Genomic DNA, 21,277 nt, shown 5'->3' on the forward strand with positions numbered 1-21,277 from the left:
GGAAAGCTTCAAATTGCCGCCACGGGAAACTGAAAATCAGGGCGGCTCCTGAATAACCCAGGAGCCGTCTTTTCAAGGCCTACGAATCATTCTCGGAATCGATCGATAGGAGGAGCTTCAGTGTCGATCGTCGGCATCCATCGGCACCAGTTCGTAAGCGATCTCTCCTCGCCGGACGCGGCCGGTACCATACGTATGCGAACCCGCCACCATCGTATCTTCCTCGACCAGCTGCTCGAGAAGTTCCAAGCGTGTGGCTACCGCACGCTCAGGATCCATGTCAGGGACCACACTCCAATGGGGGTAGTGGAACTGGAGCACCGACGAATGCATGAGATCCGCCCACATCAACATCTGCTGACCACGGTCTTCGATCATTACGCCGGTATGGCCGGGGGAATGACCATATAAAGGCACGAATTTCAGTCCCGGCACGATGACGGCATTATCCGGCACGACCTTGATCCGTCCTTCGTACAGCTCGAGTACCGCCTTCGTGACTTTATGGTCGCCCATATTGCCTTCGGGAACGTGTGATCCAGTCCAGAATGCCATTTCACTTTCGCCAACGTAAAGCTGCGCATTTCGATAGCGGGAGCGACCTTCCGGCGTCAGGAGTCCTCCGGTGTGATCCTTATGAAGATGCGTGATGATGATTCCCTCGACATCTTCAGGTGCGTAACCGATTGATCGTAATTGTTCGGGGACCTTTCCCCGCTCCGGCCCAGCTTCCTGACCGCACCCTGTATCGATGAGCCACAGATGATCTTGCCACTCGATGGCGAAGGCATGAAAGGGCTCTATCGAGGGCCCTTCTGGCGGAAGCCCAGCTTTCTGGTAGAGATGCCGGCCTTCTTCGGAGCGTGCTCCCGGTATGAAATCGGGTGTACATGGGTAAGTACCGTCGAGCAACCATGTCATCTTAAATTTTCCGACCTGAAAAAATTTTGTCACTTTGACTCCTGTGAATGATCGATATCAATATCGATTTGAGCTGCGCTACAACACTAAATTCGACGTATGAAAGTGAGTAACAAGTATCAGAGCAGCAAACACCAAGCATATCAGCATGTAGTGTAGTTCAGTTGTCGATCGATCCAAATCCAGCCCAGCTCGCCGTCATCGCCAGTGAGCTATCGCTGTCATCACGATCTCCAGAGATTCTCGAGGAATATCCCGGGTGATGAAGACTAGCCGCGCCCGAAGATTCCGAATAAGCGTTCAGCCAAGGCTGGTAATTATCAGCGTGGCGTTATATTTGTCCCGAACCGATCTCAATGCGACGAGACGTAATCCGTCTTGGCGAACGCAGGGGGTATCGCGAAGTTCTCCCTCATCCGCTTCGCCTCGGCGGCTGGTGTCAATCCGAAAAGCCGTTTGAATTCCCGATTGAACTGCGAAGGGCTCGCATAACCCACGGCGTGGCAGGCGGTTTCCGCCGTCATGCCCTGACGCACCATCAGCAGGCGCGCCTGATGCAGTCGTGTGGATTTCACGTACTGCATCGGCGAGGTGTGGGTAATGGTTTTGAAGTGGTTGTGGAACGTGGGAACGCTCATGCCGGCTTCACCGGCCAGTTGCGACAAATCGAGCGGCTGGGCATAGGTCGCGTGAATGCAGCGCAGCGCTTTGCCGATCTTTCCGAACTGCCCCCGCATCGCCAGCGCCGCTCTCATCGCATCGCCTTGTGCCCCGGTGAGCACGCGAAAATAGAGCTCCCGAACCAGCGCCGGGCCGAGAATCGTCGCCTCGAGCGGCTGGTTCATCGCTTCGAGAAAGCGCACCAGAGACGCCCGTAACGCCGGGTCCATGGGGCTGGACATCAAACTCTGCGGCGCACTCGGCCGTGCTGTTCCAGCATCGCGCTCGATCTGGATCATCAGCTCGGCGGCGAGCTGAAAATCCAGATGCATGTAAATGGCCAGCAGCGGATGTTCCCGCGTCGCCTCGGTTTCCATCGTGAAGGGCACCGGTACCGCGACCGCCAGGTAGTGCTGCTCGTCGTACAGATAAACCTGGTCACCGAAAAAGCCCCGCTTTCGCCCCTGGCATACGATCACGATGCCAGGATCGTACAGAACCGGAGTACGCGATAAGGGGTGATCCGAGCGCAGGATACGCACGTCGGGTAACGCGGTCAGGTTGTAGCCCTCGTCCGGCGCCAGCGCCCGAAGCAACGCCACCATGTGCTGCTGTTCAGCCGGTGGAGCGGGAATGGTCTTGTTCATGTCGTATCGCGTGAAATGATAAGAATAGGCAATAAAACAAGAACAATAAGCCTGAAAGCGTGAAATTCAAAGGCGTAATGTGCAGCTCTCACTGATTCATTGGAGCTATTGCCATGTCGTCCAGCAAACTCATTCTCATCACCGGTGTCAGCAGCGGCTTCGGCCGGGCGCTGGCTCAGGAAGCGCTCGCTAACGGTCACCGCGTCGTCGGCACGGTGCGCAACGAACAGGCCAGGCAAGCGTTCGAGAAGCTCGACCCGGCGAACGCGTTGGGCCGGGTGCTCGACGTGACCGACTTCGATGCCATCGACGGTGTCGTGGCCGACATCGAGGCGAGCGTCGGGCCGATCGACGTTCTCGTCAACAACGCCGGCTACGGCCACGAAGGGATCATGGAGGAGTCCACGCTGGCCGAGATGCGTCGCCAGTTCGACGTGAACGTATTCGGCGCGGTTGCCGTAACGAAGGCCGTATTGCCCTACATGCGTGCACGCCGTTGCGGGCATATCCTCAACATCACCTCGATGGGCGGCTTCATCACCATGCCGGGCATTGCCTATTACTGCGGCAGCAAGTTTGCGCTGGAAGGGATCTCCGAGGTGCTCGGCAAGGAAGTGAAGCCGTTCGATATCCACGTCACCGCCGTGGCTCCCGGCTCGTTTCGCACCGACTGGGCTGGCCGTTCGATGTCCCGCACACCGCGCTCGATTCCCGACTACGACGCGCTGTTCGATCCGATCCGGCGTGCCCGCGAGGAGAAAAGCGGCCAACAGCTCGGCGATCCGGCAAAGGCTGCCCGCGCCATGCTGGCCGTCATCGCCAGCGAAACACCGCCGGCACATCTGCTGCTGGGCAGCGACGCGCTCGGACTGGTTCGCGATAAACTGTCAGCGATGAGCGACGAGATCCAGGCATGGGAAACGCTCACGCGTTCGACCGACGGCTGATGTTCGAAGCCGACTTACCTTGCGGTGTCGTTTCTTCTGGGAGCGACACCGATGCCTAACGCCGGTGCGATGCAGGTCCGTTTTGTCGCTTATCACCGGGCTGCAGAGGCTGACCGGCTCGCGGCTTTCATTCTAGCGTTAGCGCTACTTTCAGGAGGGTGTCATGAAAATCAATCGTGTAGGAACACAGGCCTCGACGACGGGCCCGGAAGAGTACTTCACCGGCACCGTTCGCGTAGACCCGCTATTCAGCGCCGAATCGCCCAGTCGTACCAGCGGCGCTGCGGTCACCTTCGAACCCGGCGCACGCACGGCGTGGCATACCCATCCCGCGGGGCAGACATTGATCGTCACCGCTGGCTTCGGACGCGTTCAGCGAGACGGCGGTCCGATCGAGGAGATTCGCCCTGGCGACGTGGTCTGGTTCCCCGCTGGCGAGAAACACTGGCACGGTGCGGCGCCAGATATCGCGATGACCCACATCGCCATCCAGGAATCTATCGATGGCAGTCCGGTCACCTGGATGGAAAAGGTTCAGGACGCGCAGTACGAAGGTAAGTCGTAGGCGGTCGTCCGCCAAGTGTCGGCTGACCCGGGTATCGGTAGCCGTGACAAGACGATGCTGCGGCATTCCAGTCGGCGGAGTCCGTGGGCGAGCGCAGGCTTTTTCAGAAAGCTCAACTGCCGGCGTAGGAACGCATTGTCTGCTGGTTCCAAGTCTCGAAGTGGTCGAACATGGCTTGACGCGCCAGATCCGGATCTTTTGCCTTGATCGCGGCGACGATGGCGATATGGGTTTCGTTGGTCTTCTTCAGTGATTGGGTGGACTGGCGGGCAAGCACCCGGCGATGGTGAAGCACTTTCTTCAGAACCGACGACAGGCCTTGAAATATGATCAAAATGGCAGGATTGCCGGCCATGATCGCCAATTGTTCGTGAAACTCGTAGTCGGCTTGGAGGCCGTCGTTTATATCCGCTGTGTTGACGATGCGTTCGCAGAGCCGCTCCAGTTTCTCCAGTTCCTGGGGTGTGTGATGGGTCGCGGCCGCTTGAATGATTTCACGCTCGAACATTTCCCGCGCCGATTCCATGTGATCGACGGAGATGTAGTTCAGCTTCAAGGCCAGTTCAAAGTAGAGCTGGATAAAGACGGGCTCGGGCATTTTAAGAAACGTCCCCGAACCTTGTCGGCGTTCGATGAACCCCAGGCTCTGAAGCACCGACAACGCGTTCCTGACCGATGAGCGATGCATCGAGAATCGTTCGCACAGCGTCCTTTCCGGTGGCAGTTTCAGGCGTCCATCGCGGGACAGTTCCGACACCGATACGAAGTCGTGCAATTTGGCCAGAAGGCCGGAGTCAATCTCGCTCATAGGCGTTCCAGTCGCTGCCGTCGGTGGAAAGAGTTCGGCGGCAGCTTAGCATGTCAGTGAATGTGCATACCGCCGTTGACGTCGATCGTGGCACCGGTGATGTAGCTCGACAGCTCGCTGGCCAGGAACAGAAAGGCATTGGCGACGTCGTCGGGCAGTCCGAGCCGCTTGAGCGGGATCCCCTCTAGAATCGGGGCCTTCATCTCTTCGGTCAGCTTGCCGGCGGTGATATCGGTATCGATCAGTCCGGGCGTCACCGAATTGACCCGAATGCCGAACGGCCCCAGCTCGCGGGCCATTGCCTTGCCCAGCCCCAGCATGCCAGCCTTGGCGGCGCTGTAGTGGGGCCCTCCGAAAATGCCGCCGCCGCGTTGGGCGGAAACCGAGGAGGTGCTGGCGATCGAGCCGCCGCCCGCCGCTTTCATGTGCGGCACCACGGCCTGGGACATGTACAGCATACCGCGCAGGTTGACGTCGAGAATGCGGTCGTAACTCTCGGAGTCGATCTCCTCGAACTTCACTGGCTGGGTAATGCCGGCATTGTTGATGAGCACATCGATCTTGCCGAATTGCTCGAGCGCGCGTTCGACCACATCGAGACATTCGTCGCGGCGGGTGACGTTGGCGACTACGACGAGACAGCGGGCTGGATCGAACTCCTGCCTCACCGCTTCACAGGCCGATTCGTCGATATCGGAAATGACGATGTTCGCCCCGTGTTCGTGAAACAGCCGGGCAGTCTTCAAGCCGATCCCGCGGGCGCCGGCCGCGCCGGTGATGAGGCAGACCTTGTTGTCGAGAAGCATGCGTGTATCTCCAGGCATCATTGAAGGTTATCGAGCCATTCGAGGGAACGGCCGAGTTTTTCCTCGATCAGATCGAGAGGCAGTGGACTCCTGTCCCGCCAGGGTTGTGCCTGGCGGTCCCGATGGAGCCGGAAGGGAAGTTCCAGCGAGAACGGCCGTTCGGCGGCCACGAGGGTGCGAATCACCCGGGCCTCGTCGATATCGCTGTCGCCGAGTTCGCTGAAGTCATAGCCGGATGCCACGCGCCGGCAGGGCTTGATGTGAAAATGGTCCGCCAGAGGCAGGGCTTGTTCTACGTCCGTCTCGGGATGGCGATCCGGCTGGTGGGAGAGCAGGTTGCCGCAGTCGTAGTTGATGCCGAAGGTATCGTCATCGAGCATTGCCATCAGCTTGAGGATATCCCCGGCGTGGTCGAGCATGTTCGGTTCGGCGTTGCCCGGGTTCTCGAGCAGGATTCGAACGCCATGGTCCCGCGCGATGCGGCTCATCCGTTCGGCGTGGGCGAGAAAGCGCGCGCGGTTGCCGAGCGTTGCGGCGTTGGTGATGACGAACTTGGCGCCGAGTGCTGCGGCGAATCGGCAGCGCGCTTCGAGACGCTCCGGGGCATTGTCGAGGCCGAGATCGATATGGCCGGAGAAATAACGGCAATGCTGATCGAGACCGCGCATCTCACTACATAGATCGTTGGCGAGCGCGAGAGTCAGGTCGGCGTCGGTGAAAGTCTCCACGTAACCGTCAATAAAGGCGAATTCGACTTGCCGCACGCCGCGACGGGCCAGGGACGGCAGAATACGGTCGAAGTCGTAACCGTCGTAGGCCGCCGTGCTGACGGAAAACGAAAGGGAGTTCATGCTTGGCCGCCCCCCTCGGGATCGCAGCCATTGAGTCGGCGGTAGGTGCGAATCAACTGGCTGTCGTCCAGGCGGCCTTCGCCACCCTCGGCCGTGGCGACGAAGAGCTGATGCGCGCTGTGGGCGAGGGGGGTGTAGGCCCGAGACGAACTGGCGGCGTCGCAGACGATGCCCAGATCCTTGCAGAAGATGTCGATGGCACTGGTGACGTCTCCCGGCGGCTCGATCATTCGCGGGCCGCGGTCGCGGAGCATCCAGCTCGAGGCCGCCGAACCCTGGACTAGCCGCAACGCGATCTGCCGGTCGATGCCGCTTTTCTCGGCCAGTGCCAGCGCTTCCGCCGCCGCCGCGATATGCACCCCGCAAAGCAGCTGGTTGACCGCTTTCATCGCGGCGCCCTGCCCGGGGCGATCGCCGACCTCGAAGATCGCCTGGCCGAGGATGTCGAACAGCGGACGGCAGCGCTCGAGTGACGGCGCATCGCCAGCGGCCATGATGCTGAGCGTGCCGGCTTGCGCTCCCACGACGCCACCCGAAACCGGGGCATCCACGTAGTGAAGATCCGGCCGCACTGCCGCGACGTCGGCGGCCAGTGCTTCGGCATCGGCCGGCGCGACGGTGGACATCTGTACGATGCAAGCGTCCGTCGGCAATCGTGATGCCAGGCCGCCGACGACGAGTGCATCCGAGAACAGCAGCGAGCGAATCTGCTCGGCGTTGACGACCATGATCACCAGCGCCTCGATGTTTTCGATACCGTCGTTTCGGGTAGACACTTGGCGGTGAAAGGCTTCAGCGCGCTCGGTCAGTGCATCGAGACCGAGCACCTCGAGCCCGGTTCGGGCGAGATTCTCGGCCATGGGCCAGCCCATGGCGCCCAATCCTGCAACAGCGACTCTCTTCATCTTGGTTCCTCAGTAAAGGATCAGTGCGGGCACGTACGAGACGAGAAGCAGCACGGCGATGGCGACGAGATAGAACGGAACGAGTTCACGCACGACGGCGCCAATGCGCTCCCGAGCGATGGCCGATGCGACGAATAGCGTGGTACCGATGGGCGGCGTGAAGAGTCCGATGCTCAGATTCACGCACATGATGATCCCGAGCTGGACCAGGTCCAGGCCGATGGCGTTGGCGATCGAGACGAGCGTCGGCCCCAGCAGCAGGATTGCGGCCGGCAGATCGAGGAACATGCCGATGAACAGCAGCAACAGGTTGATCGCCAGAATTACCAGGATCGGATTGCCGAGAGTTTCTACGGCCCACTGCGCGATGGCCTGAGGGACACCACCACTGGTAAGGATATAGGCGATGATATTGGCGGCGGCGATGATCAGCATGACCATGCCCGTGGTCACGACCGTTCCCGATAACGCAGACACGACGCGGGAGAGCGTCAGATCGCGGTAAATCAGCGCGCTGACGAGCAGCGCGTAGGCCACGGAGATGATGCTGACTTCGGTGGGGGTGGCGATGCCTGCGCGCAATAGCACGAGAATGATTACCGGCATCATTAGCGCGGGCAGCGCCGTAGTCAACGTGCTTTTCACCTCCCGTGCCGTGTACTTCAGCGTGAGTCTAGGGAAGCCGCGTCGCTTTCCGGTCACATAGCAGGCGGTCATCATTCCGATCGCCAGCATCAGCGCCGGCAGCACCCCGGCGAGGAATAGCGACGCGATGGAAACATTGGACACCGTGGCAAACAGGATCAGCGGGATCGATGGTGGCATCAAGCCGGCAATGACCGATGAGGAAGCGGTTACCGCGGCGCCGAAGGCACCGGGGTAGCCCTCTCTCTTCTGCCAGGGAATCAGCATCGAACCCAGCGCCGATGCCTCGGCGACGGCTGAACCCGAAACGCCGCCAAAGATGGTGGAGCCCACCACGGTCACCTGACCTAGCCCGCCGTGATACTTGCCGACCAGCATCGATGCCAGCGCTACCAGTCTCTGCCCGAGCTTGCCGGACATCATCAGACTGCCGGAAAGCACGAAGAAAGGGATGGCCAGCAGTGGGAAGCTCTGAGTCGGCTGGAAGATTTTCATCACCACCATGCTTGAGGGCATGGAGCCGAAGACCGAGAGCGCCGTCCAGCCGCTGAGGACGAGTGAGTAGCCCACCGGCATTGCCATCAGCATGAGGAGGATGAAGGAGAACAGCATATTGATTGTCATAGGGCTTCCTCCCCGTGGGTCGCAAGCGATTCGTCTACCGATACCCGGCGATCGAGTGCGATGAGAACATTGAGCAGGGAAACGAGCGCCAGACCAGCGAAGCCGACAACGACCGACCAGTAGGCCCATGACATGGCAATACCGGTAATGGGCAGGAGCTGATTGCCCGCGATACTGATAACTTCCAGCCCGTGCCAGGCGATGAGGGCGAAAGCGATGGCCGCCAGCAGGTTCGTGGCGAGACTGACGACCCTACGCAGTGGACGCGGCAGTCTCTCGACCACGGCTTCGATCCCGATATGTTCGTTCTTCGCAGCGGTCGCGACGATGGCGCACATGGTGAGCCAGGGAAACAGGAGGTTGGGAACTTCCGACGTCCAGTTGAGATTCATCTCCCACACATAGCGCACGAATACGGCCGTCAATAGCGTGCCGAACATGGTGAGGAGGGAGACGATGCCGAACCACTTGAACAGGTGATGAATCGCGGTTTTCAGGCGCAGCGGGGGCGAACCGGGATGCCCCGGTTCGCCATGCCGACCTGCATTGACTTTAGACATGGCGAACGCTCCCGTTTACTGTGATGCTTTCGCCTTCTTCGCGGCGTTTACGACCATATCCACCATCTTTGGATACTTTCCGCGCCAGGTGTCGTAGACGCTGCGAGTCGCTTCGATGAACGGTGCCTGATCCACTTCGTTGAACTTCACCCCCGCTTTTTCCATCTTCACGCGCAGGTCGTTGTCCGCTTCCAGCGACGCCTGGCGCTCGAACTTGCCCGCTTCGATGGCGGCATCCTGAATGACTTTCTGGTCCTCGGGCGTAAGACTGTCCCAAACGACCTTGCTCATCAGCAGTGGCATCGACTCGTACATGTGGCCAGTAAGCGAAATATATTTCTGCACTTCATAGAGCTTCGATGAATAGATGTTCATTAGCGGGTTCTCCTGACCATCCACCACGCCCTGCTGGAGCGCGATATAGAGTTCGGAGAAGTTCATCGGTGTCGGCGTTGCACCGAGCGCATCGAAGATATCGACGGCTATTTCGGATGGCGGCGTACGGATCTTGAGACCCTGGAGGTCGGCGGGTTTTTCGATCGGTCGGACGTTGTTGCTGACGTGACGGATGCCGTTATCCCACAGTGCTAGCAGCACCAATCCCTGTTCTTGCGCTAGTCGTTTGAGCTCGTTGCCAACCTCGCCATCCATGACTTCCCAGGCGGTGGGCAATGAATCGAAGAGAAATGGCAGGCCAAGCAGAGAGAACTGCGGAACGATGCTAGACACTGGCCCCTGACTGTTGGCGCTGAACCCGAGGCTTCCCATGCGCATCAGGGTCAGTGCTTCCATATCATCGCCATATTGGGCATTGCCGCCCACGTCGACGTGGATTTCTCCGTTCGTTCCCTCTTCGACGAGTTTGGCGAAGCGTTCGGAGGCTATCCATTTTGGGTTGCCCTCGGCGGCATTGTGAGCCAGTTGCAGAGTTTGAGCTGCCATTGCTGGTGTAGCGGCCGCAAGGGCAGCAGCCAAGGCCGTGGTTTTCAGAATCGCTTTAATCATTGTCGTTGCGCTCATGGTTGCTGACGGGGTTTGGTGACGTCCTTGCTATGGCGCTTCCGGCTCAGCTGGCGTGCGTGAGCGAGATTCGGGACGCCAGGGTCTTCACCATTGCCTGGGTGGAGATGCCATAGCGGTCATGCAGGGTGGGCAGTGCGCCGGCGTCGAGAAACTCATCGGGCAGCCCGATCTGGTGGAATTCCGGGTGCACGCCAGAATTCATTAATAGTGAAGCTACGCTTTCGCCCAGCCCGCCGATGACGGAGTGGTTCTCCGCCACGTAGACGGGGCGCTGCGGATCACGTTTGATCTCATCGAGAATCGTTCGGGCATCCAGCGGCTTGATCGTGGGGGAATGGAGGACACCTACACGGATGCCGCGTTCAGCAAGGGCATCGGCGGCTTCGATGGCGCGCATGGTCATCAGGCCGGACGAAATGATCAGCGCATCCTCGCCATCCATCAGCCTACGGGCTCGACCGATCTCGAAACGGTAGTCCGGGAAACGATCGAGCACGCGGGGGACCATGCCGCGTAGCAGACGCAGGTAAACCGGCCCGTCGTGAGCGGCCATGGCGTGGGTGGCCTGTTCGATATCTACCGCATCACAGGGATCGACGATGGTCAGGTTCGGCATGCCGCGAAAGATGGCCATGTCCTCGGTCGCCTGATGACTCGGCCCATAACCGGTGGTGAGGCCCGGCAGCGCACAGACGATCTTGACGTTGAGCTTCTCTTCGGCGATCGCCAAGCAGATGAAGTCGTACGCCCGCCGTGAGGCGAAGACACCGTAGGTCGTCACAAAGGGAATGAAGCCTTCGCGTGCCATGCCGGCGCCGGCACTCATCAGCAATTGCTCGGCCATTCCCATCTGGTAGTAACGCTCAGGGTAGGCCTGGGCGAAGACTTGCAGATCGGTGTATTTGCCGAGATCCGCGGTCATGCCCACGATACGGTTGTTGGCCGCAGCCGCCTCGACCAGGGCGTGACCGAACGGCGCCGAGGTGGTTGCCTGACCCTCCGCCGCCAGCGAGGCGATCATCGCCGATGTCTTGAGTCGCGTTTTGGTACTCATGGATGATCGCTCCCTTCGGCGCTTGGTTGATTGGCGTAGGTATCGTCGAGTTGCTCTAGCGCGACGCGCCACTCGTCTTCGTCGACACGAATGAAGTGGGTCTTGTCGCGGTTTTCGAGCAGCGGGACGCCGCAGCCCATCAAGGTGTCGCAGATGATGACGCGGGGCTTGCCATCGGCAGGGCCTTGCGCGGTATCGAAGGCATCGACAAGCGCGGAGAGGTCGTTGCCGTCCACCCGCAGCGCCGTCCAGCCGAATGCGGTCCACTTGTCGGCGATGGGTTCGTAGCCGAGCACGCTCGAAGACTTGTCGTCGGCCTGCTGATCGTTGACGTCGACGATGGCGATGATGTTGTCGAGCTTCCAGTGTGCAGCCGAGGCAGCGGCTTCCCAGGTCGAGCCCTCGTTGAGCTCACCATCCGAGAGAAGGTTGAAGATGCGCGAACGGCTCCGTTTGCGCTTCAGACCTAGTGCCATTCCGACGCCGATCCCTAGCCCGTGCCCCAGCGACCCGCCAGTGATCTCCATGCCGGGCGTGTAGGCCGCCATGCCGGACATCGGCAGCATGCTGTCGTCGCTGCCGTAGTTTTCGACTTCGCTCTCGCTGATGACACCTGCCTCGATCAACGCCGCGTAGAGGGCGATGGCGTAATGCCCGATCGACAACAGGAAGCGATCGCGTTCTTCCCATTCGGGGTCGTCGGCGCGGAGATTCATGGCACGGAAGTAGGAGACCGCGAGCACGTCGGCGATACCCAGCGCCTGACCGACATAACCCTGGCCCTGCACTTCACCCATGCGTAGCGCATGGCGACGAATTCGATAGGCGCGTTGCCGAAGAGCGGAGATATCGGCGGGGGCGATCGCAGTAGTAGCGGCCAGATGCATAGATGCTGTTCCGTAAATTGGTTGACCAATTAACAGTAGTGAGAGCTTTAAGAGAAAAGAAGACAGACTTTGGTCGCGGGATGAAAATCGCGTTGCGTCGATCCTCACACTTGATTGGCGGAAGATCGAGACACGGACAGAAGAAGACAACTGAAGAGCTTAAGTTAATCAATAGATTATGCGGGACGACTGGATTTCGACGCATAAGGGAGGGGCTTGTCAGAAAAACGCCACGAATTGTTGAGCGCCTTCGGACCGAGACTAATGGTTAACCATTCTGGTAAGCTTCTCGATGCTGTGGCATGCAAGGGGCTGGAACTTTCGCCGACGGCAAACATAACCCGGGGTCGTTTAATAGACGGATTTTTCTCAACTCACCGCGACCATCAAACTCTCCAGCGACTCCCGCGGGATATCGCGAGTGATGAAGACCAGCCGCGAACGACGGTCTTCATCCGGCCAGGCGTCGAGTTCCAACGGCGGATGAAAAATGTGCTGCACGCCGTGGATGACGGTCGGTTTCTCCCGGCCTTCGATGTTGAGGATGCCCTTGATGCGCAGCATGTTTTCGCCCATCAGCGCGAGCATCAGCTCCAGCCAGGCTTCGAAGCGGGCGAGAACGATCGGTTCGTCGAGCGTGAAACAGTGAGCGCGAATGCGATCGTCGTGGCGGTTGGGGTCGGTCGCGTCGGCCAGCCCTGGCGCCAGCAGCGAACCACGGTCGGCCGGGCCGGCGCTGAAGGCGAGCCCACCCATCGGCAGTGGTTTCGAATACGCCTGCAGCCAGCGTTCGAGATTGGGCCGGGTACCGTCGGACTCCATCAATCCCAACCCGATCAGCGATTGTGCGCCGATCCCGCCTTGAATGACCGCTTGCTGACGCGCGCCGGGATTGATTGCTTTCAGCCTCGATCGTAGCGAATCGAGTGTCGCCGTTTCCACCAGATCCGGCTTGGTGATTAACAACAGGTCGGCGACGGCGGCTTGTTTTACCGCTTCCGGATGATGATCGAGCGTTGCCTGGCCATGGATGGCATCGACCGTCGTGACGATGCCATCCAGCCGGTATTGACGGACGATCCTGGGGTCGGTCATCAGGGTATGCAGGATTGGCGCGGGATCGGCCAGGCCGGTGGTCTCGATCACCAGGCGATCGAACTGCCGCTTCCCTTCCCGCGAGTAACGCCACGGTGCATCGCGCAGCGTGCGCGCCAGATCGCCACGGATCGTGCAGCAGAGACAGCCGCTATCCAGTGTCACCACCTCGGTTTCGTCGGTGGCACTGAACAACTGATGGTCGAGCCCGATCTCGCCGAACTCGTTGATCACCACCAGCGTGCGAGCCATGTCCGGCTGATTGACCAGTTGGTTGAGCAGCGTCGTCTTGCCGCTACCCAGAAATCCGGTCAGCAGCGTGATGGGGATGGTGGTTTTGGCAGCCATAGGCACGATGTCTACAGGTCACTATATCGAATCAGATTTGTTATATTATAACAATTCAGCTCAATTGAGGAGTTTGGCTCGACCAGACTGCCCCGGTCAGCTCACAGGACACCTCCCATAGCCGATCTTCCACCGAAGGGTCTTTGGCTGCCTTGCTGCGATGCGCGCGTTTGGGCTCGCCCTTGGTTTCGCTGAAGCCGCCGGGGCCGAAGTAGTCACCGGGGCGCGCATCGTCGGCGAGCGCGGCGTGAAGCGTGGGTTTGGCGCCTTCGGCGGCGGATTGGCTGATCAGTGGCATCACCAGTTTGAAGGCGCTGCCGATCAGCGCGCGGCTTTTCACGCCGGCATCGAACAGCGCGGTGCGGGAAAGCCCCGGATGTGCGGCGACGCTGAGGAGGCCCCAGCCGTGCTGATCGCTCTGTTTCTGGAGTGCCTGGGCGAACAGCAGCATGGCGAGCTTGGATTGACGGTACGCGCGCCAGGGGTCGTACTGCTTGCCGCTATCGAGATCGCCGAAATCGATCTTGCCGCTGCGATGCGCGAGGCTCGATAGCTGGACGACTCGGGGGCTGGATTCTGGTTTCGACGACGCGGCGGCAACGAGCAGTGGCAGCAACAGGCTCGTCAGCAGAAAGTGGCCGAGATAGTTGACCCCGAACTGGCGCTCGAAGCCGTCCTGGGTAAGCTCGAGTCTGGGTAGCGCCATGATCCCCGCGTTGTTGATCAGCCGTTGCAGCGAAGTCTCACGCTCCTGCAGGCGGGCGGCAAACTGGCGCACCGATTCGAGGCTATCGAGGTCGAGCAGCTCAAAGTGAACGTCGGCGCCGGGCTGATGGGCGCGAATCGCGTGGCAGGCAAGCTTGGCTTTTTCGGCATTGCGGGCCGCGACGATGACGCGATATCCCTTCGTCGCGAGGCCCTTGGCGGTTTCCAGCCCGAGCCCGGCGGTGGCGCCGGTGACGATGGCCAAAGGGGCGGATGGTGAGGTCATATCGCGCATCAAGCGTTCTCCTGCCGAAAAGGGGCGCTGACAAAGGGTGAGTCGAGCAAAATGGAGTCGAGAAAAGTGGGCGTGGAGCATAGCGACCCGGTCAAATTCGGGCACTTTGCTATTCTAGGGGGGCAATCAGACAGGAGTCGAACGATGGCGAGCGGAGCACAAGGATTCGTAGGTCGCAGTTGGGGGATATTGATGGCATTTGGCGTCGTTGCCATCATTTTCGGGCTGTTTGCCATTTTCCGGCCGCTTGCGGCGATCGCCGCGATGACCTGGATCATGGGCATCATGGCGCTGGCGGAGGGCGTTACCAGTCTGGTCACGCTGGCTACCGTGCCGGCAGGTGCCCGCAAGCGCTGGCTGGTATTCTACGGTGTCATCTCGGTGCTGTTCGGGCTGTTTGCCATTTTCAATCCGCTTTCCATGGCCAGTGCGCTGTTGGTGCTCGTCGGGCTATGGCTGGTCGTTGCCGGCGTCAATCGTCTGATCCTCGGCTTGCGGGTGCGTCGTGGCGTGCCGGGTGAAGGGTGGACGGTACTGAGCGGGGTCATTGCCTTGCTACTGGGGATTGCCCTGATGGTCAGTCCGTTGAGTGGCTTGATCGCCACCGCGCTGTGGATCGGTATTCTCGCCTTGCTCTTCGGCATCGCGCAGACAGTGGCAGCATGGCGGTTGCGAAAAGCCCTTTAACGCTTGAGCGAAGCCGTCTGTGCAGGAGCTAGAGCGAGTCCGTCTGAGCGAGATCAGGAACGGTCGATTCAACGGACGCCGCCGGAAACCATGAGATTTCCGGCGGTATCGTTTTGCCTCTGAATCCACAAACGGGTTCAGGAATCCAGAAAGGATTCTGCCTCACGTCTCCGTCAGACGTTCCGCGCCCCAGCTACGCCGCAAATAGCCCATCACGTCGGCCAATTCCTCGCCGTGCACGTCGGCAGGCGCGCCTTGCTCCTGCGGATCGAGATGGAAGATGTAGAGCCGAGAGGCGAATTGCGCAAAGGGGAGAGATGCCTCGCCAAAGCGTTCACCATTGCCTGCGGTGCTGACCACGACACCATCGCCCCAATCCTGGCCGCTGTCATTGTTGGGATTGAAGAAGTAGATCCGCATGGTGTCATCGGGGCCGAGTGCGGCGCGCAGAATCGTGATCGCGTGCCAACCGATGAAGCGGGATGCGCTATCGGTCACGGCGATACCGGCTGGCTGAGGATGTACCAGCGGCTGGTTGCCGTTGTAGAACGGATGGTAGGTGGCATAGAAATGGCGATAAAAGGTCTCTGGCGCTTCAATCTTGCCGGTAGTGACATCCACAATGATATGGAAGCCACGTCCTGCCCACCAACCGTGAAATTCCGGATTGACCCAGCGATGCGGATCGCCCTCTCGATCGATGCACAATCGCCCCATTTCGGCGTAGATGCGGTCAAGATGCGGTACGACCAGTAACGACACGGGATCGAGATCCAGCGATAGTCCCGTCGAAAGCCCGGCGCCGCTGGTCATCGAAGAGATTGGCTGACCTTCGAATTGCATCACGATTTCATCGTCGCGCGCCGCCCAGGCCACCATCTGCAGCAGATAGTCCGGGTCGTTGTAAGCCCACATCGACAGCGCCCGTGCCGACTGACAGGTCGGGTTGTTGCCTTGCCCCACGCCCAGAGGCAGACCCAGCATGCACAGCACGCCCTCGAGCAGTCTCGCTTCGGGAGACGCGCTTTGCCCGTAGGCCAACGTCAGACGCTGGCGCGACCAATTGCTTAGCGGCAGTGCCAACTGGCGCCAGAGAGCGGGAGCCAATGGCGGTTGGTAGAGAATGCCGCGCTCGAGCAGCATCGCCAGACCGTAGATGGCCTGTGCCGTCGCCGGGTAGGCAATACCATCGACCAGGGCTTTTATCAGTTGGTGGTAACACAGCAGACAGTCGCGCCCGGTCGTCGACAGTCCCAAGGCTTCGCTGATCAGGTGATCGTTGTGGTCGAGCAGATAGCGCAGGAGTACCGGGTGGTAGGGCGATACGAGCCCGATATCGCGCATGGCGCGTGCCATGCCAGAGGCTTCCTGCTGCAACCCAGGAATGTCCATTGCCGACAGTCTTTCCGCATAGACGTCGACACCGGGGTCTTCACGACATCCCTGGGTCGGGCCGAACAGGCTACTGACCAGACGGGCAGCGCCCTGCCCACTGGTACCAAGATCGATCTCCGGGTTGGCCTGGCAGAGCGCGATTTGGGTAATCATCTGGCGGATCGAATCCGTCAGAAGGGGACGCTGTTCCAGCAACCGCCAGATTTCATCGATCATCACATCGATGATGAACTCGAAGCCGATGCGCTCGGCCAGATAGCGAAAAAGCGCACGCGGAACGTCGGCCAGACGACCTTGAGTTTCGCGTTCCGCTTCGCTGGTCATGTCGAATAGCCGAGGCAGATTGAGCGCCAGCACCTGAGTGAGATAGTGGTGGGCGTGCTCGGCGGAGATCAGGGCATGCGGATAATCGCCTTTTGCCACCGCCAACAAGCGCAGCTCGCTCAGCGACTCGATCATCACCGTATCGGCGTCGGGGCTACCTAGGGATAGCGGCGTCAACGCTGGCAACAGGTGCTGCGGCGTTGACCAGTCGGAGTCGGCGAAGAGCCCGGAGCGATCGATTACCGCGGCGCGATGCTCCAGCGCCTGACAGCCACCAGGTTCCAACAGGACACGACGGGCGATGTCGAAAACACGCTTGGCACGCATGGCTCGAGAGAAGCTTGGCGCCTGCGCCAGCACGGCCAGCGCTTCGTCAAACTGCTCCAGCCGTTGCGGTAGACGCGCCTCAACGGCCGGGGAATCGGTATCCAACGGCATGACGATATTGCTCCTCACCCAACGGTGGCAGTGATCGACGAATTTTTTGCCACTGTCGCGGATCAGACGTAAAAATCAAGTTCTTCCTGATGCTTGAGCAGGTCACGCATGCGCTGAGGGTCGTCGCCGAAGAAGAATATCAGCCCCCAATGTGTGCCGAACGCCGTGCGTTTGGTCACCGTCGCTTCGAGGGGAGCGGTCAGCTCGTGATAGTCGAAGTAAGGGTGCTGTTCGGTTTCCTCCGGCAGTTCGAGCCGGCTAACCACACGCTTGCGCGGATACACTCCGAAGCAGCCTGCACACCCTTTGGCGTCTTCCAGAGGCGTGGGGAAGAATGCCGCGACTTCCTCCTCGGTTGCCTTGGGATCGAACACCAGCATCGATGCCTGATAGGCATTGAAGCCATAAGCGCGCTCGATGAGCTCGAACGCCTTGAATCCCGGTGGACGATAGGCGACCTCGCCGAAGTACATGGTGCCGTCGTTGGTCACGAAATATTCAGGATGAATTTGCCCGAAACGAATATCGAACGCTTCTATCAGCAGTTCTATCTGGCGAGTGATTTGCTCGCGATAGCGTTCGAGTTCCGGTGTCGCCGGCACGAAAACGGAATATCCCAGCGTGACGTATTCGGAAATATTGAGAAACTGAATCTTGCCATTCCAGACCCAGGCTTCAACGGCAAATTCCCATCCGTCCAGATGGCTTTCCATCAATAACGGATACTCGCTTTCCGAAATATATTCTATTTCATCCGGTGAGCGAATAATCCGATGCCCAAGGCAACCGGCTTTATCGAAGGCTTTTAGATGGATGGGATCGTCGGGGTCGCCATCCAATTTCAGCAGCGTCTGGTTGACACGTTTGAAGAAGCGAATGACGTCACTTTTTTCATGAGCTTCTTCGAAAATACCGACGCGAATACCACCCAGTTGAGCGCGTCGTTTCATTAGCGCCTTGTCGCGGAACAGCACGGCTTGGCCATGCAGGCGCGGATTCTTCATCAACACCGAATTGATGGCACCCGCCCATTCTACGGTTTCTTCGAATAGTGGAACGGCAGCATCCACGCCCATATCTCTTAGCGTTTCCGCAATTTCGAGTGAGCGATCATTCAGACGTTCGAAATTCCACGAGACATAGGGAATATTGTGCTGAGTGCAGTATTCCTCTGCCCAATCCGGTGCCACGACCACATAGCGTCGATCAAAATTTTCTGCAGCTTCCACCGCGCCCAAGCTCCAGCCCAGCAGTGCGATATAACCTTTTTCGGTATTCTTCTCCATAAATTAACCTCCCTCCATATTAGGACTGTTATTGATGTTCAATCCATTATAGATGAAAGGGCAGGAACTGTCAGTTGGGCCGGTCAGGCTCACCAGCGCTGAAAGCATAGGTGCTTGTTATGCAACACTCATTTCGATGATGTAAATCTTGGGTAGACGAATGAAAATCAGACAAATGGGTCAGTGGTTTTTTAGAAAAACAGTTCAATAGCGTGCTTTCAATTCTGTTTTTTCGAGTTAAAAATGAACGGGGATATCGGGCATCAGTATCCACATTTTTCTTTCTATTTCATTCGGCTGGTGGCTTTTCCGGAGGCATCGCCATGACCTCAGGAGAAGTCCGCTCGGTAGCACATCAGGCGCTGTAGTGACTCGTTGGAGATCGGGCCCGTATGCACGTGACATCCACTGAGGCGGCGATGGTCGCTAAGCATGGCGTGTCGGATCATCGATGGGTGGCAGAGGTGTGATTGGCGTCGATTCTCGAGACGCCAACGAAAACCGGGAGCTTTCGGCTCCCGATTTCTCATGCGGATCGTCTGCGTCGGACGCCACGAACGTCTCGACCTATTCGGTTCTCGGCATCAGTACCCACATTTCGCCGCGCTGCTTCATGCGGCTGGCGGCCTCTCCGGCGGCATCGCCGTGGCCCCAGTAGAAGTCCGCCCGTACCGCGCCCTTCACCGCGCTGCCGGTATCCTGCGCCACCATCAGGCGCTGCAGCGGTTGGTTGGAAAGCGGCTGGGTGGTAGAGAGAAATACCGGCGCGCCAAGCGGGATCTCGCTGGGGTCGACCGCGATGCTGCGCTCGGAGGTCAGTGGTACACCCAGGGCGCCAACCGGGCCGCTGGTATCAGCCAGGGCCTCGCTGCCCTTGAGCTCGCGGAAGAACACCATGCGCGGATTGACGTTGAGCATGTCTTCGACCTCGCCCGGATGACGGCGCGCCCAGTCACGCACGCCGGGCAGCGTGGCTTCGGCGGGCGTGATCTCGCCACGGTCGATCAAGCGCCGGGCGAAGGACTGGAACGGCTGATTGTTGGTGCCAGAATAGGCAACGCGCATGGTGGTGCCATCGGTCATCTCGACACGGCCCGAGCCCTGAATCTGCAGGTAAGCCGCTTCCACCGGATCATCGACCCACACCAGTTCGGTGCCGTTGAGATCGCCACTTCGCATCAGCTCGGCTCGGGTTGGGCCGACGTGGGTATGGCGCTTCCAGTATTTCGGATATTGGTAGAGCGGCGTCTGGTAAGGCCCGCCGCGCACGCGAGAACCGCGCAGAATCGGCTCGTAGTAGCCGGTAATCAGGCCGGTAGCACTGCCGTCGCTGTTGGTCACGCGGAACGGTGTAAAACGGCTCTCGAAGAAATTCTGGATCGCCTGGGCGTTGAGCGGATCCACCGACTGGGCATCGTGGCAGACGCTTTTCCACGCCGCCTTGCGCTGGAGCCGCGTGCAGCTCTCCCGAAATGCGCTCCACGCCGCCATCGGCTGATCCCGGTTCCAGCCCGGCAGATTGTGCCAGGTGGTCTTGCGTGCCGGCTGTTCGACCCGCGCTTCCGGACTTCCACTCGGGGACGTGGTCATGACCGGGCCGCTGGAACAGCCCGCGACGAGCAGCGCGAACAGCACGGAGGCCAGCAGCGAGGGAAAACGGAGTAATGAGGCGCGCTGGCGCGGGACGCTTGAAAGCATGCAGAGTCGATCCTTGAACACGATGCAGCAAATAGGGTGAATAAAGCGGTCGAATAAAAGCTGAAAGCGAGCATATCGCCGCCGCTCGACGGCGTCGAGCGAGGTATCGACCCAAGACAGGCGCTGCAAGTTCCTTCCCCGTCGCATTACACTATGTCCTGTAACGATGTCTTTTAACTAAGTCTTTTCACGACTTACGCCCTTGGCTTTCCCGGCAGGACCGTCTCATGACCCATGTCATCTCCATTCAGAGCCATGTCGCCTATGGCTACGTCGGCAATCGTGCCGCGGTTTTTCCGCTGCAGCGGCTGGGACTGGAAGTCACCGCCATCAACACCGTTCAGTTCTCCAACCACACCGGCTACGGCGCCTTCACCGGCGACGTGTTCAGCCCCGACCACCTCAGAAACGTGCTCGACGGCGTCGAATCCCTGGTCGGGCTCGATGATGTCGACGCCCTGATTTCCGGCTACATGGGCGACGAAGGCATCGGCCGCGCCGTGCTGGATAGCGTCGACCGCGTCAAGCAGGCCAATCCCGCCGCGCTTTACTGCTGTGACCCGGTGATGGGCGATATTGGTCGCGGCTTTTTCGTGCGCGAGGGCATTCCCGAATGGATGCGCGATCACGCCATTGCCCGCGCCGATATCGTCACCCCCAACCAGTTCGAGCTCGCCTTTCTCGCCGGGCGCGTCGTGAACACCCTGGAAGACGCCCTCGACGCCGCCGCCGCGCTGCGTGCCAAGGGCCCCAAAGTGGTGTTGATCACCTCGCTGGAAGTCGCGGGTGACGATCAGCGACATATCGGCATGCTGGTCGATGCCCCCAATGGCAGCTGGCGGATCGCCACGCCCAGGGTGGATTTCACCATTCCCCCCAACGGCGCCGGCGATTTCACCGCCGCGATGTTCCTGGCCCACAGCCTGCGCGCCGGACTCACCGACGAAGGCCCCGCCCGCGCCCTGGAACAGACCGCCGCCGCGGTGCAGATGCTGTTCGAACACACCCGCCGTGCCGGCACCCGCGAACTGGCGATGATCGCCGCGCAGCAGGATATCGTTTCGCCGACGGTGACCCTGCACGCCGAGAAACTGCGTTGAATC

Annotated in this window: 20 protein-coding genes; 4 read left to right on the top strand and 16 right to left on the bottom strand. The window is 59.8% G+C overall.

Going from position 1 to position 21,277, the window contains the following annotated elements; all coding sequences use genetic code 11:
- Positions 1 to 117 precede the first annotated feature (117 nt).
- On the bottom strand, positions 118 to 921 hold the full coding sequence (locus DOM27_RS01630; protein WP_188113667.1) for an MBL fold metallo-hydrolase: 804 nt from the start codon (positions 919 to 921) through the stop codon (positions 118 to 120).
- A 353-nt stretch (positions 922 to 1,274) separates the two neighbouring features.
- The gene (locus DOM27_RS01635) at positions 1,275 to 2,228 is read right to left on the bottom strand and encodes an AraC family transcriptional regulator (protein WP_245392549.1); all 954 of its coding nucleotides are present in this window, start codon (positions 2,226 to 2,228) and stop codon (positions 1,275 to 1,277) included.
- A 113-nt stretch (positions 2,229 to 2,341) separates the two neighbouring features.
- Between DOM27_RS01635 and DOM27_RS01640 the strand changes: the two genes are divergently transcribed.
- Both DOM27_RS01640 and DOM27_RS01645 read left to right on the top strand, forming a co-directional pair.
- A complete protein-coding gene (locus DOM27_RS01640) occupies positions 2,342 to 3,175 on the top strand; it encodes an oxidoreductase (RefSeq protein ID WP_110654319.1) in 834 nt (277 codons plus the stop codon).
- Between the two features lie 163 nt (positions 3,176 to 3,338).
- On the top strand, positions 3,339 to 3,740 hold the full coding sequence (locus tag DOM27_RS01645) for a (R)-mandelonitrile lyase (RefSeq protein ID WP_110654320.1): 402 nt from the start codon (positions 3,339 to 3,341) through the stop codon (positions 3,738 to 3,740).
- A gap of 112 nt (positions 3,741 to 3,852) precedes the next feature.
- Here the strand turns inward: DOM27_RS01645 and DOM27_RS01650 are convergent, their stop codons facing one another.
- The 11 genes from DOM27_RS01650 to DOM27_RS01700 all read right to left on the bottom strand — a co-directional run bounded on the left by DOM27_RS01650 (position 3,853) and on the right by DOM27_RS01700 (position 14,346).
- Positions 3,853 to 4,548 (bottom strand): FadR/GntR family transcriptional regulator, encoded by a 696-nt coding sequence (locus DOM27_RS01650; RefSeq protein WP_110654321.1) that lies wholly within the window; start codon positions 4,546 to 4,548, stop codon positions 3,853 to 3,855.
- A 53-nt stretch (positions 4,549 to 4,601) separates the two neighbouring features.
- The gene (locus tag DOM27_RS01655; protein ID WP_110654322.1) at positions 4,602 to 5,354 is read right to left on the bottom strand and encodes an SDR family NAD(P)-dependent oxidoreductase; all 753 of its coding nucleotides are present in this window, start codon (positions 5,352 to 5,354) and stop codon (positions 4,602 to 4,604) included.
- 17 nt (positions 5,355 to 5,371) lie between these two features.
- Complete coding sequence (locus DOM27_RS01660) at positions 5,372 to 6,205, bottom strand: sugar phosphate isomerase/epimerase family protein (protein WP_110654323.1); 834 nt, start codon at positions 6,203 to 6,205, stop codon at positions 5,372 to 5,374.
- Entirely contained in the window at positions 6,202 to 7,110 is a 909-nt protein-coding gene (locus tag DOM27_RS01665; RefSeq protein ID WP_110654324.1) for an NAD(P)-dependent oxidoreductase, read from the bottom strand. Before DOM27_RS01665 ends, DOM27_RS01660 begins: the two co-directional genes overlap by 4 nt.
- Positions 7,111 to 7,119: 9 nt before the next feature.
- A complete protein-coding gene (locus DOM27_RS01670; RefSeq protein ID WP_110654325.1) occupies positions 7,120 to 8,379 on the bottom strand; it encodes a TRAP transporter large permease in 1,260 nt (419 codons plus the stop codon).
- Positions 8,376 to 8,939 carry a TRAP transporter small permease gene (locus DOM27_RS01675; RefSeq protein ID WP_110654326.1) on the bottom strand — a complete coding sequence of 188 codons (564 nt, stop codon included), beginning with the start codon at positions 8,937 to 8,939 and terminating at the stop codon, positions 8,376 to 8,378. The genes DOM27_RS01670 and DOM27_RS01675 overlap by 4 nt, the downstream gene beginning before the upstream one ends.
- A 15-nt stretch (positions 8,940 to 8,954) precedes the next feature.
- Positions 8,955 to 9,944: a TRAP transporter substrate-binding protein gene (locus DOM27_RS01680; protein ID WP_110654327.1), complete on the bottom strand. Its 990-nt coding sequence runs from the start codon at positions 9,942 to 9,944 to the stop codon at positions 8,955 to 8,957.
- Positions 9,945 to 10,005: 61 nt separating this feature from the next.
- On the bottom strand, positions 10,006 to 11,016 hold the full coding sequence (locus DOM27_RS01685) for a transketolase family protein (RefSeq protein ID WP_110654328.1): 1,011 nt from the start codon (positions 11,014 to 11,016) through the stop codon (positions 10,006 to 10,008).
- Positions 11,013 to 11,903, bottom strand: coding sequence for a transketolase (locus DOM27_RS01690; RefSeq protein ID WP_110654329.1), 891 nt, complete (start codon positions 11,901 to 11,903; stop codon positions 11,013 to 11,015). Before DOM27_RS01690 ends, DOM27_RS01685 begins: the two co-directional genes overlap by 4 nt.
- 369 nt (positions 11,904 to 12,272) lie before the next feature.
- On the bottom strand, positions 12,273 to 13,346 hold the full coding sequence (locus tag DOM27_RS01695) for a CobW family GTP-binding protein (RefSeq protein ID WP_110654330.1): 1,074 nt from the start codon (positions 13,344 to 13,346) through the stop codon (positions 12,273 to 12,275).
- A gap of 55 nt (positions 13,347 to 13,401) precedes the next feature.
- Positions 13,402 to 14,346, bottom strand: coding sequence for an oxidoreductase (locus DOM27_RS01700; RefSeq protein ID WP_110654331.1), 945 nt, complete (start codon positions 14,344 to 14,346; stop codon positions 13,402 to 13,404).
- A 144-nt stretch (positions 14,347 to 14,490) separates the two neighbouring features.
- On the opposite strand from DOM27_RS01700, the gene DOM27_RS01705 reads away from it, so the two are divergent.
- Positions 14,491 to 15,033: an HdeD family acid-resistance protein gene (locus DOM27_RS01705; RefSeq protein WP_157956687.1), complete on the top strand. Its 543-nt coding sequence runs from the start codon at positions 14,491 to 14,493 to the stop codon at positions 15,031 to 15,033.
- 162 nt (positions 15,034 to 15,195) lie between these two features.
- Here DOM27_RS01705 and DOM27_RS01710 read toward each other — a convergent pair whose 3' ends face one another.
- The 3 genes from DOM27_RS01710 to mltA all read right to left on the bottom strand — a co-directional run bounded on the left by DOM27_RS01710 (position 15,196) and on the right by mltA (position 20,174).
- Positions 15,196 to 17,190 (bottom strand): hypothetical protein, encoded by a 1,995-nt coding sequence (locus DOM27_RS01710; protein WP_110654333.1) that lies wholly within the window; start codon positions 17,188 to 17,190, stop codon positions 15,196 to 15,198.
- A gap of 62 nt (positions 17,191 to 17,252) precedes the next feature.
- Positions 17,253 to 18,476, bottom strand: coding sequence for an ATP-grasp domain-containing protein (locus DOM27_RS01715; RefSeq protein WP_110654334.1), 1,224 nt, complete (start codon positions 18,474 to 18,476; stop codon positions 17,253 to 17,255).
- Between the two features lie 567 nt (positions 18,477 to 19,043).
- Entirely contained in the window at positions 19,044 to 20,174 is a 1,131-nt protein-coding gene (gene mltA / locus DOM27_RS01720) for a murein transglycosylase A (protein ID WP_110654898.1), read from the bottom strand.
- Positions 20,175 to 20,401: 227 nt separating this feature from the next.
- Between mltA and pdxY the strand changes: the two genes are divergently transcribed.
- Complete coding sequence (gene pdxY, locus DOM27_RS01725; protein ID WP_110654335.1) at positions 20,402 to 21,274, top strand: pyridoxal kinase PdxY; 873 nt, start codon at positions 20,402 to 20,404, stop codon at positions 21,272 to 21,274.
- The last annotated feature ends 3 nt before the right edge of the window (positions 21,275 to 21,277 follow it).

It is taken from the genome of Salinicola halimionae, from assembly GCF_003206065.1.
Classification (GTDB): Bacteria; Pseudomonadota; Gammaproteobacteria; order Pseudomonadales; family Halomonadaceae; genus Salinicola; species Salinicola halimionae.